General features: G+C 58.7%; 8 protein-coding genes. 4 read left to right on the top strand and 4 right to left on the bottom strand.

Annotated elements, in window-relative coordinates:
• Positions 1-49 precede the first annotated feature (49 nt).
• On the top strand, positions 50-3,580 hold the full coding sequence (locus H1B37_RS31895) for an efflux RND transporter permease subunit (protein ID WP_182871344.1): 3,531 nt from the start codon (positions 50-52) through the stop codon (positions 3,578-3,580).
• A gap of 121 nt (positions 3,581-3,701) precedes the next feature.
• Positions 3,702-4,868 carry a hypothetical protein gene (locus H1B37_RS34240; protein WP_286178455.1) on the top strand — a complete coding sequence of 389 codons (1,167 nt, stop codon included), beginning with the start codon at positions 3,702-3,704 and terminating at the stop codon, positions 4,866-4,868.
• Between the two features lie 119 nt (positions 4,869-4,987).
• Here H1B37_RS34240 and H1B37_RS31885 read toward each other — a convergent pair whose 3' ends face one another.
• The 4 genes from H1B37_RS31885 to H1B37_RS31870 form a co-directional block, all read right to left on the bottom strand.
• Positions 4,988-5,275, bottom strand: a complete 288-nt coding sequence (locus H1B37_RS31885; RefSeq protein WP_182871342.1) for a metal-sensitive transcriptional regulator — start codon at positions 5,273-5,275, stop codon at positions 4,988-4,990.
• Positions 5,276-5,434: 159 nt separating this feature from the next.
• Positions 5,435-6,937: a multicopper oxidase domain-containing protein gene (locus H1B37_RS31880; RefSeq protein ID WP_182871341.1), complete on the bottom strand. Its 1,503-nt coding sequence runs from the start codon at positions 6,935-6,937 to the stop codon at positions 5,435-5,437.
• Positions 6,938-6,995: 58 nt separating this feature from the next.
• On the bottom strand, positions 6,996-8,486 hold the full coding sequence (locus H1B37_RS31875; protein WP_353620970.1) for a TolC family protein: 1,491 nt from the start codon (positions 8,484-8,486) through the stop codon (positions 6,996-6,998).
• Positions 8,487-8,614: 128 nt separating this feature from the next.
• Positions 8,615-11,020, bottom strand: coding sequence for a heavy metal translocating P-type ATPase (locus H1B37_RS31870; protein ID WP_182871339.1), 2,406 nt, complete (start codon positions 11,018-11,020; stop codon positions 8,615-8,617).
• A 236-nt stretch (positions 11,021-11,256) separates the two neighbouring features.
• Between H1B37_RS31870 and H1B37_RS31865 the strand changes: the two genes are divergently transcribed.
• A complete protein-coding gene (locus tag H1B37_RS31865) occupies positions 11,257-11,439 on the top strand; it encodes a hypothetical protein (RefSeq protein WP_182871338.1) in 183 nt (60 codons plus the stop codon).
• 68 nt (positions 11,440-11,507) lie between these two features.
• On the top strand, positions 11,508-11,919 hold a 412-nt coding region (locus H1B37_RS31860), incomplete at its 3' end, for a glycosyltransferase family 39 protein (protein ID WP_353620969.1).

Raw genomic sequence — 11,919 nt, 5'->3', positions numbered from 1 at the left:
CCCACCTCCCCTTCTCCCACCTCCTACACTCCCAAACTGGACCAGGGCGATGCTTAATCTGATCATCCGTTTTTGCGTCAAGGAGCCCTGGCTGGTCGTCTTGCTGACGATCGGGCTGAGCATTGCCGGCTGGTTCAGCTACCGATCCGTTCCGATCGATGCGATTCCCAACGTCGGCGAAAATCAGGTCATCGTGTTGACTCCGTGGCCCGGGCGTTCTCCCAAGGACATCGAAGACCAGGTCACGTATCCGTTAAGCGTGTCACTGCTTGCGGTGCCCGGCGCGGAATCGGTGCGTGGCAAAAGCATGTTCGGCTACAGTTTTGTCCAAGTCACATTCAAGGACGGGATCGACTTCTACTGGGCACGCAGCCGTGTCTCGGAGCAACTCGGCACGGCCGCATCGCAGCTTCCCGACGGTGTGGTTCCCCAGCTCGGGCCTGATGCAACCGGGCTGGGGCAGATTTACTACTACGTTTTGCAGCCGCCTGAGGAGGGGATGACGCTGGCGGAGCTGCGAAGTCTGCAAGACTTTGTCGTCAAGTATGAACTGCAGGCGGTCGAGGGCGTCAGCGAAGTCGCGTCGATCGGGGGCTACGTTCGTCAATACCAGATCGAGGTCGATCCCGACAAACTGCGTTTTCACAACGTCTTGCTCGATCAGCTTGCGATGGCGATCAAGGGTTCGAACGTCGATGTCGGTGCAAAGACGGTCGAATCCACCGGGATGGAGTACATCGTCCGCGGCAAGGGTTTCCTGGGCACCGATGGGGATGAATCCAAAGCGATCGCCGATATCGAAGAGACGGTCGTGTTGCAACGTAGCGGTGTTCCGGTCCGCGTCCGCGACGTCGCCAAGGTCCAATTGGGACCGGACTTCCGTCGCGGGGCACTGGACTACAACGGTGCCGAGGCGGTCGGCGGTGTCGTCGTGATGCGATACGGCGAAAACCCGCGTTCGGTGATCGAACGTGTGAAAGCCAAGATCGGTCAGATCGAACCGGCGCTCGGCGGCGTGACGATTCATGGCGTTTATGATCGCACGGGGTTGATCGACGAGACGATGGCGACGTTGACGCACGCGCTGCGTGACGAAATCCTGATCACGGCCGTCATCATCTTGCTGTTCCTGATGCACCTCCGCAGCAGCTTCATCGTCGCCGTCTGTTTGCCGGCCGCCGTCCTGATGTCCTTCATCGCAATGCACGTTGTCGCGGTTGATGCCAACATCATGTCGTTGGCCGGCATCGCGATCGCGATCGGCACGATGGTGGACATGGCCATCATCATCACGGAGAACATCTACCAGCACCTGTCCGATTGGGAGTCCGCGCAGGAGCACGGACCGAGTGAACCGGGGCGGACGCTCAAGACGCGGACCGAGGTCGTTTACGAGGCGGCCGTCGAAGTCGCACCGGCGGTGGTCACCGCGGTGGCAACCACGATCGTCAGCTTCCTGCCTGTCTTTTTTCTGACCGGTCGTGATTACAAACTTTTTTCGCCGCTGGCGTACACCAAGACGTTTGCCATCGCCGCGGCCATGGTCACCGCGGTGACCATCGTTCCGGCACTCTGCCGTCTGGTCCTGAAAAGCACCGCACACCGGAAAGCCACCGCGGCGGTGTCCGGGATCACGTTGGCGGCGTTATTGGCTGCCGCCAGCCATTTTCTGTGGGGCAATCGCATTGCGGATCGATTTGAGTTGCCCGCTTGGATCGTGTCGGCGATCGCCGCAGCGTTGGGGTTCGCGTTGGGGTGGTTTTTGATGCGTGAGCGAATCCGCCCGATCGAAGACATCCCATCCAGCAGGTTCGTCCGCTGGATCTATGCGGCACGCTTGCGACACGCCCTGAATCACAAGGTGCTTGCGCTTTCTTTCCCGGCAATCTTGCTGGTCATGGGACTGGGGGCCTGGATCGGGCTGCCGACCGTGCTGCGACCGGCCGAACGGTTTGCCAACCTGTTTGGCGCCGAACTGAACGACTTTCCCGGCTACGTCGACGCGAAACATACCTTCACCGGGTTGCAAAGTGACGACTGGATCGCGCTGGACGAGGGCAGCTGGTTTTACATGCCCACGCTTTACCCCGCGGCAAGTTTCTCTCAGGCGATGCAGGTGTTGCAAACCCAGGACGTGTTGATCGGCCAGATCCCCGAGGTCAAGGATGTGTTGGGAAAAATCGGCCGCGTCGAATCGGCGCTCGACCCGGCCCCCGCGGCGATGGTGGAAACCTACGTGATGTTGAAACCGCAAAGCGAGTGGCGACCGGGCGTGACCGCTCGCGACGTCTGGGACGAAATCAATCGCGTCGCAACGCTTCCTGGAGTGACCCCCGCCTCGGCCTTGCAACCGATCGAGGGGCGTGTGGTGATGTTGCAATCGGGGATCAAGGCCCCGATGGCGATTCGCGTGTACGGCGACGAGCTGGATTCCTTGGCCCAAGCCGCCATGAATGTCGCGTCCGCATTGAAAAAGTCGCCGTTGATCAACGCCGGCACGGTGAACCCCGACATCGTGATGGGAAAGCCGTATGTCGAATTCACCGTCGATCGCGAAGCCGCGTCACGCTACGGCATGAACTCCGCAATGGTCAATCAGGTGATTGAAACGGCATTGGGCGGAATGAATCTGATCAAAACGGTCGAAGGCCGCGAACGATACCCGGTGCGTCTGCGTTATCACCGCGATCTTCGTGAACGGATCGATCAACTCAGCCGCCTGCCCGTGGTGACGCACAGCGGAGCCGTGGTCCCGTTGGAAGAGCTCGCGACGCTGGAAACGACCTGGGGGCCGGGAGCCATCAATAGTGAGAACGGGCGGCTTGTCGCCCACGTCTCCTTCATGACCAACGGTATCCAAGGAGACCTGGAATCGGTCTCGGCGATCGAAGGTCAACTGCTCCGGGCGCAGACCCTTCCCGAATCAGCCCCGAATCATCTGTCCCTGCCTGCCGGCTATTCGCTTGAGGCGGTCGGCAGTTTCCGAAATCAGATCGAGGCCAATCGGAGGTTGATGTGGATCATTCCATTGGTGATCTGCATCAATCTGTTGCTGATCTACTTTGAATTTCGCAACCTGCCGATTTCGCTAGCCGTTTTCACCGGCATCCCGGTCGCCTTTGCCGGAGGGATGGTGTTGGTCGCCTGGATGGATGTCGAACTCAACACGGCCGTCTGGGTCGGGTTTATCGCGTTGTTCGGTCTGGCCGTCGATGACGGTGTCGTGATGGCAACGTACATCCATCAATTGATGAAAAAACGAAAGATCCAAACGGTCCAAGGCATTCGCGACACCGTGTACGAAGCGGGCTTGAAACGCATTCGGCCGTGCTTGATGACCACCGTGACCACGCTCGCCGCGCTGGTTCCCGTCTTGTTGGCGACCGGACGTGGGGCCGACGTCGCACGGGCGATGGCACTGCCCGTTTTCGGAGGCATGCTGGCCGAGCCGTTTACCTCGTTCATCGTCCCCACGCTCTACTCCGCCTATCTGGAGACCAAGATGCGTTTGGGACTGAGCGACCCGTTGTGGAACGCCGCCGATGAGTCACCGTCATCGGAGGCGCGCGCCGCGGCATGAGCAAACACCTTCGCTATCCGATGAAGAACTGAGCATGAATAGCATCCAACTGTTTAACCGTCACTTTTTCTTTGACTGCGAGATCGGATTCTTGCGGTTCACTTTCAATGGAGCTGATGAAATGAAACGTCCTGTCATCCTGTCCGTCCTGCTGGGCGGCCTGCTTGCCTCAACCTCGCCTGCGCAACAACCCAACCCGCCGCTGCAAGCTCACACGCCGCAGCAGGCCTCCACCGATCACACGCATGTGGTGCCGCAGCAGGCTCCCCTGTCCGCCGTGGGACCAGTCTCCGTGGGGCCACATGGTGGTTCGTTAAAGCAAGCCGGCGGTTTGCAACTGGAGACCGTTGTTTCACAAGCGGGCATTAAAATGTACGTCTTTGATTCGAGTGGTCAGCCCTATTCGGTCCAATCGGGTCGCGGTGCCGCGTCGCTTCGAATCGCCGGCGGTGCCAAACGATACCGGTACGACTTGCTGCCCGATGGCAAGGGCGGACTGACGGCATCGGTCAATCTTTCAAAGATCGCCGGACGCCAAGTCGAGATCGACATTCAATTGGTGGGACTTCCCGGACTCGGTCGAAGCGGAGTTCAACTCAACGAGGTTGCAACCGTTCCCGCCAGCGAGGCCCAGTTGGCGGCGGCAGCGATCGCGCGTCAGAAAATCTGTCCCGTCAGCGGCAAACTGCTTGGCAGCATGGGCGACCCGGTTGCCATCGACGTCACGGGTGAGCGTGTCTTCGTCTGCTGTGCCGGTTGCGTCGATGCGGTCAAAGCCAGTCCCGCGAAATACCTGGCGGGCAAGCCAGAGATTCTGGTCTCGTCGGCCACGAAAGACGACGCGGCGCTGATCGCCGCGCAAAAGACATGCCCGGTGATGGACGAGCCGCTGGGCAGCATGGGCAATCCGGTCAAGGTCATGGTCGGCGACAATCCAATCTTTCTGTGTTGCAAGGGATGTGTGAAGAAGATTCAAGCCGAACCGGCCAAGTACTTGGCGATGGTCCACGGGGGGGAACGGTCTGCATCGGTGCCTGCAGGGTCGCAGGCCGTTCGGGATGGTGTCTTCAAGGTCAGCGCCTTGGACCAACCGTTTGTCGCGGCGCAAATGAAATGCCCGGTCATGGACGAGCCCCTCGACGCGATGGGCGGCCCCTACAAGGTCCACGCCAACGGGAAAGCGATCTACATCTGCTGCCCCGGATGTGCCAAGCGGATCGCCGCCGAACCGGACAAGTACTTGGCGATCCTGGCGTCGCAAGGAATCAATGCACCGGTCTTGAGATAGATTCGCGGGTTCCAAAGACAGCTTCGCGGGTTGGCCTGTTGTCCCGCTCGGATCACGCGGGGGCGGTGTCCCTGAAATCGACAGTTCGGCTGTCGGTGAACGACACGCCGCCCCCGCCTTTAGTCCATCACGCCGGCGTACTTGCGAAAGACCTTGAGCAGCTCGTCGAGTTTTTCTTCCCGCTCGTCGGCGTCACCGCTTTCCATCGCATCGGCGACGCAGGTTCGGAGGTGCTTTTCCAGGACGATCTCCCCGACCTTTGCCAGGGCTCCGGTGGCGGCGGAAAGCTGCATCAAGACATCGACACAATAACCGTCATCATCGATCATGCGGCCGACCGCTTCGACCTGCCCGACAACGCGACGAAGCCGATTGTTGAGTTTCTTTTTCTCGTCATCAGTTAGCATGCGTCGGAGCCTCGCGGGGAAAAACACCGCGGCACTTGAAGGTTCTTCGCGGAATTTCGTGGCAACCTCGTGACCGTGTAGCTCGCCTAGAGCGAACTCGTGGTGGTGGATTCCCGGAAGAACCCATTTTAACGGTTGGCCGAAGGACGGCCATCCCGGCTACATCCCCATTTTCGGGGCCGAACGATACGTCTCCGGATTTCCGAATCGGCGTACGATTTCTGAAAAGACGGCCCCCTTTTCGATCGGTTTCTCAGAATTCATCACCAGATCGTAGAGGTCGTCCGGTAGCACTCGCATGACGGTCATCAGGCCTTTGACAGACATCGGATAATCGGCGCGCATCCCACCTGTTTCTTTACGCCCCCAAATCGCCTTCATGAACTCCTCGGACATTTCCATCCCCTGCATCTTTTGGGGGTAACCGGGAACAACAGTTTTTTCCGACCGGGATGCCCTGACGGGCGGCCGATCGTCGATGCTTGCCAGGTAGTCGTCGACGGATTCACCCGACCGCATCCGGGGGCCGACCTGCCGGACCATGTGGTTCATCATGTGGTGCACCATATGGCAATGGAAAATCCAATCGCCCGGATTGTTGGCGACAAACTCAAAGTCACTCGCCTGCGCTACCGCGATCAATTCGGTATTCCTCGGGACCCATGCGGTTTTAGGAGCCCGAGCGCCCTCATGGCCGGTCACCCAAAACGTGTGGCCGTGCAGGTGGACGGGATGATGTTGCATCGGACTAAAATTCAGCAACCGAACCCGCACACGTTCACCATGCTTACATACCAATGGGGTTGTAAACGGCCCGCTCTTTCCGTTGATGGTGTGCCAATTCCAATCCATCGCCCAGCTGTCGCTGATGGTTTGGGTGGGAGCGATGTGAAAGTTTTGAAATAGCAATCCAAAGTCACGGTCCACGGGAGGATCGAAGACCTTTTTCGGATGCACGATAAAAAAACCGACTTGCCCGAACGGTTCCTGCATGGCCACGTGAGAATGGTAAAAGAACGTCCCCTCCTCATGGATGTCGAACTCGTACACCATCGATGCCCCAGGCTTGATCGGATTCTGGGTCAGCGTTGCGGCTCCGTCATACTGAACCGGCAGTTCAAATCCGTGCCAATGTAAAAAAGTGTCCTCAGGCAGTTCATTGGTCACGACGATCCTGACTCGATCCCCCTGATTGACCTCAATCGTCGGGCCCGGCATGCTGCCGTTGTACCCGAACAGATTCATGAAGACCCCCGGATGGAACTCCTGCTGCACCGGCATCGAGACCAGTTCAAAGACTTTGACGCCGTTCTCAAGTTTGAAGGGTAGTTTCGGTAGATCGGGCGCGACGAAGGGCGCGGGCCCATCGGAGACGTCGCGGAACCCCGGCACCAATTTCCCAAGGTAAAAGTCTGAATCAGGATCGTTGCCGCGACTCGGTGTGAAACGCGAAAACCCGTCGTATTCATCGCGAACCTTGCTCGTCTCGGCGGCATCTTTCTGGCCGGATGGTGCATTCACCGCCTCTGCTGGATCGGATGATACTGCAGCTGTCTGTGCATCGGCTGTCTGTGCATCGGCCTGGGCACCGAGAAGGCCTCCCGCCAATCCGGCAGCGGTCGCAAGCGTGCCAGACTTAAGAAACTCTCTTCGCGCATTCATCGTGCTTGGTGGGTAACTGGTAAAGGTGCCTAGGGCGATTTAAGATGCCCCGCATACGTCACCTTGGTTTTGGAACGGAGTCGATATGACCGGGGGGTGACGGCCCAGGGGCCGCTGTTAGCCCGCCATGAAGCAAATATCCGCGGATCAGCACTTCGTTGATTCGGATCTGCTCGGACTGTGTTACGAAATCCAGGCGTGCCGTCGCGTAGTCTTTCTGTGCCGTCAAAACGGTTGGCCAATCCACGCGGTTGTCTTGGTAGCTTTTTAAAAGCTCTTCATAGGCCAATCTCGCTTCGGGCAAGATCATCCGCTTGTATTCGGTCGCGACCTGCAAAGCGGAAAGGTACTGCTGATAGACCGCCGCCAAACGCTGCTCAAGTTCCAGCTCTGTCCGACGGATCTCATGTTGCTGACGGCGAAAGTCCAATTCGGCCTGACGAATCGTCCCTTGGTTTCGGTCAAAAATCGGCACTTGAATTCCGAGCCCGGCCGTCGCTGTTGTTTCTTTGGCGTCGAAGTTGTATCCAGCGCCGCCCTCGGCCACGACGTCGGGAATCCATTGGACTTTCTCCCGCTGAATTGTCACACGATCGGAAGCAAGTTTCGCCCGTGCGGCAGCGATTTCGGGGCTTTCAGAAAGAACCCTTGCGAGAGCAGCTTGGTAGCTCAGCGGTTCAGCCTGCGGCAAAAGTTCTCCCTGCAATTGGCCTTCGGTCAGCGAAACACCCACGACGGAAAGAAGCTCGCGAAACAATTGACGACAAGCGTTTTCCGCCGAAAGAACTGCAAGCCGCGCTCGTTGGAGTTCAATATTGGCCTTTCGAACCTCCGGACGCGTTGCCTGCCCTTCGTTGAACAACTCCTGCGCAGTGACCGCGAAATCTTCGGCGGTCTTTGCGAACTCCTGCCGAATGTTCAAATGCTCTTTCGCGGCCAATGCTCGGTAAAAGTGGATGCGGACGTCATTGCAAACACGAAACTGTTGGGCCATGGCCAAGTGCTGGGAGACATGAGCACGCCGCATATATTTCTCGCGACTCAATCGCAGCTTTCCGGCGGTGACAAACCGTTGAGAGACGATCATCCCCTGGAATTCGCCCGGCGAATCTTTATCGCCTTCCACGTCCACCCCAATTTGCTCGCCGGTGTATCGCAGGAAAGGGTTCGGATACAGACCAGCCTGCAGCGCTTTGGCCGTTTCGGCACTGATTTGCAATCTGGCTTGTCGAAGCGTTGGGTTGTGCTGACAGGCGAGACTCAAAAAATCCTGTAATCCGTATGCACCGGCCCCAGGGGGGCGATCATCTGTCAGCGATTCGCGACCGTTGACATCAATGACGACATCGGCAGAACGATTTGAAGCGGCGAACGCATGATCATCCTGCCCTGCAGAGTCAAGATTATCGAGTGCGTCCGGTACTTGCGGGACCGGCGGCGGCGGGAGGAATATCCTGCCGACCGCGGACTCTTCGGCCTTCACGCCATGCCCGAACACAACGACGGTCAATGCCACAATGAACTTTAACCGATTTTCCCATTTTTTCACTGGTCTTCGTTCCTTCGCGAAATCCTCTCCTCCACGGACCTCAACCTTCATCGGCAGGTACCCTTGCGGGGTATAGCGTTGTCTGAGATTTCGGGTCGCAGGGATTTGCTGAGTCGATCGTCCGTCGCCTATGTCAAAGGTGCGCTCCGCAGACGCAGGGCGTTGGCAATCACCGAAACGCTGCTGAAACTCATCGCGGCGGCGGCGATCATTGGACTGAGCAGCACGCCGAACAGGGGATAAAACAGCCCGGCGGCGATGGGCACGCCGATCGCGTTGTAGACGAAGGCAAAGAACAGGTTCTGGCGGATGTTCCGCATCGTCTTTCGACTCAGACTGCTCGCCGCGGCCACACCCCGAAGGTCGCCGCCGACCAGGGTGACCCCTGCCGATTCGATGGCCACTCCGGTGCCCGTCCCCATCGCGATTCCGACGTGGGATTCCGCCAGGGCCGGTGCGTCGTTGATGCCGTCGCCAGCCATCGCCACGGTGCGGCCGTCATCCTTCAGTCGTTTGATGAAATCGTGCTTCTGCTGGGGCGAGACACCGGCATGAAATTCGTCGATGCCCAGTTTTTCCGCCACGGATTTCGCAGTCCGCTCCGCGTCCCCGGTCAACATCACTACCTTCAGCCCAAGATCGTGGAGCGTGTCCAGAGCGGCCGGCGTGCTCTCCTTGATCGGATCGGTGATCGCCATGATCGCTTGCAGTGAACCATCGATCGCAATGAAGACGACTGTCGCTCCCTCGGATTGATGCTGCGTCGCCCGACCGCGTCCGGCATCGACCCCCGAAACGGATTGCTGTTCGAGCAAGTCGGCTTTTCCGATCATCACCTGATGTTGGTCCACGCTCGCGTGGACCCCGCCGCCGGTGATGCTGTCGAAGCCGGATGCCTCCAGAATCGGTACGCCGTCCGACTTTGCCCGTCGAACAACGGCCTTGGCCAAGGGATGCTCACTTTGTGATTCGACGGCAGCTGCCAGTTTCAACACATCACTTGAAGACCATTGCCCGAACGTTTCGATCGCTGTCACCTCGGGACGGCCCTGTGTCAGCGTTCCCGTTTTGTCGACAACCAACGTATCGACCTTTTCCATGACCTCCAACACCTCGGCGTTCTTGATCAGCACACCTTCCTTGGCGCCGCGTCCGACACCCACCATCACTGACATCGGCGTCGCCAATCCGAGCGCACACGGGCAAGCGATGATCAAGACGGCCACCGCGGCGACAAAGGCATGCGCCAAACGAGGTTCGGGGCCGAAAGCTGCCCAAAGAAGGAATGCCAGGATCGAACAAACGATCACAGCCGGGACGAAGTACCGGGCAACCACATCGACCAGTTTCTGGATCGGTGCTCGACTCCGCTGGGCCTGGGCGACCATCTGAACAATTCGGCCGAGGACCGTGTCCCCACCAACGCCGACGGCTTCCATTTCCAGGGCGCCTGTCTGGTTGAGCGTGCCTCCGGTGATTTCATCCCCCTCGCTCTTTTGGACCGGAACCGGTTCGCCGGTCAGCATCGATTCATCGACGCGGCTGGTCCCGCCGACGACGCGACCATCCACGGGCACCTTCTCCCCCGGACGCACGCGCAATCGATCCCCCTTGCGGACTTCCGAAAGCGCAATCTCCTCTTCCCCGTCATCGCCGATTCGGTAAGCGGTTTCCGGAGCGAGCTGCATCAGCTCACGAATCGCGCCACCGGTCTGTTGGCGGGCGCGCAATTCCAACACCTGACCCAACAAGACAAGCGTGATGATCACCGCCGCAGCTTCGAAGTACAGCGGCGGTTTTCCATCCTCGTAAAAGGCTTCTGGAATCCAAGCGGGGAAAACCACCACGAACAAGCTGAATAGGAACGCCGCCAACGTTCCCACCGCAATCAACGAGAACATGTTCAGTTGCAGCGTTTGGAACGACTTGATGCCCCTCGCCAAAAGAGGCCATCCACACCAGAAAACGACCGGCGCCGCCAAGGCCAGTTGCACCCACCCGAACGCCACATCGGGCACCAACGCCGAGACACGCAATCCGATCATCGGCCCCATCGCCAAGACCAAAAGCGGCAACGACAGCACCAACCCGACCCACAATCGGCGTTTCATGTCGCGGTACTGGGCCACGTCACGGTCATCCGAGGCGTTGGCAAATTTCGGTTCCAGGTCCATCCCGCAGATCGGGCAATCCCCCGGGCCGATCTGTTCCACCTCGGGATGCATCGGGCAGGTGTAGATCGCACCGGGATCACCCGCTGCAGCGGACGAACCGGACCGCCGTGCGGGGTCCTCACCGTGGCTCGAATCACCGTGGCTGCAACAGCGGTGGGCCGCCCCCGCGTCGTCGTGGTGGGGCGGATCCTGTTCGGCTTCCCCGGCCAAGAATCGTTCGGGGGCGTCATCGAATTTTTGTTGGCAAGATCGACTGCAGAAAAAATACCGTCCACCGTCGAAGTCCGACCGATGGGACGAACGCTGATCGACCTCCATGCCACAAACGGGATCGATCGTGGTCTGGCGACTGTGTGTCATGGCATAGTTACTCAAGTTTGGTGTCAAAAAAGCCCTCCCGCCGGATACCCCATGGGGGTATGCGAATGTTGTGCCAATTCCAACGTTTCCGCGTCATTTTTTGCCTCAAAACCCGGCGCCAGGTTGCTGCCGGACCGCCGTTTGCCTTCAGACTACTTGCATTACGTGGCCATCCGAGAGACAGTAGTGGTTTGCATCGACCCCCTCATTCCTTCTTTCACGAGCGAGTAATTGTGATGTCACGTTTGTTCTATTCATTCATGTTTGTGTTTGGTCTTTCCGTGATCTCGTTCACAGCGGTCGGTTGCGGCGAGTCGAACACGGTCATCGAAGACACCCGGTCGGAAGAAGAAATCCAGCAAGAATTGGATGATTACGAGAAGCAGATGGAAGAAGAATCCGAGGAGTTGTCCGAATAGTCGGCTGCAACGGACGGTGCTGAGAACACGACAGCGTTTTGATGGCTAGACGAAGCAATCGATCTCGCGTGGCCCATCAAGCGCCCGCGGCTCCAAAGGAGGCCGCATCTGCGAATCGTTTTTCCTTTGCGATTCTCCTAGCGAGCACCTGTGGGCTCGCTTTTTTTCTGCGCCTGATGCACGTCTTGCAGACGTTCGAAGTCCCGACCGTGGTTCAATTGCTCGGAGACGCCAGAGGGTACTTTGACTGGGCGCTCAAAATCAGCGGAGGCGATTGGTATGGCAGCGAAACCTTTTATCAGGCTCCGCTTTACCCTTATTTTTTAGCGGTTCTGATCAAGATCTTCGGGCCCAGTGTCACACTGATCCGACTGGTTCAGGTGATGCTGGGCGTCGCGGGCGTGGCGCTAATCGGCGCGGCGGGCCGCAGACTATTTTCAGAGAAAATTGGGTTGGTTGCCGCACTCATGCTGGCCGTCT

It is taken from the genome of Stieleria mannarensis (genome assembly GCF_014154935.1).
Classification (GTDB): Bacteria; Planctomycetota; Planctomycetia; order Pirellulales; family Pirellulaceae; genus Stieleria; species Stieleria mannarensis.
Note: the sequence above shows the minus strand (reverse complement) of the source record. Positions and strands in the feature narration are given on the sequence as shown.

Excerpts from the sequence above, each read along its gene's own strand:
- H1B37_RS31895 (WP_182871344.1), top strand. The coding sequence starts at position 50 with ATGCTTAATCTGATCATCCGTTTTTGCGTCAAGGAGCCCTGGCTGGTC.
- H1B37_RS34240 (WP_286178455.1), top strand. The coding sequence starts at position 3,702 with ATGAAACGTCCTGTCATCCTGTCCGTCCTGCTGGGCGGCCTGCTTGCC.
- H1B37_RS31885 (WP_182871342.1), bottom strand. The coding sequence starts at position 5,275 with ATGCTAACTGATGACGAGAAAAAGAAACTCAACAATCGGCTTCGTCGC.
- H1B37_RS31880 (WP_182871341.1), bottom strand. The coding sequence starts at position 6,937 with ATGAATGCGCGAAGAGAGTTTCTTAAGTCTGGCACGCTTGCGACCGCT.
- H1B37_RS31870 (WP_182871339.1), bottom strand. The coding sequence starts at position 11,020 with ATGACACACAGTCGCCAGACCACGATCGATCCCGTTTGTGGCATGGAG.
- H1B37_RS31865 (WP_182871338.1), top strand. The coding sequence starts at position 11,257 with ATGTCACGTTTGTTCTATTCATTCATGTTTGTGTTTGGTCTTTCCGTG.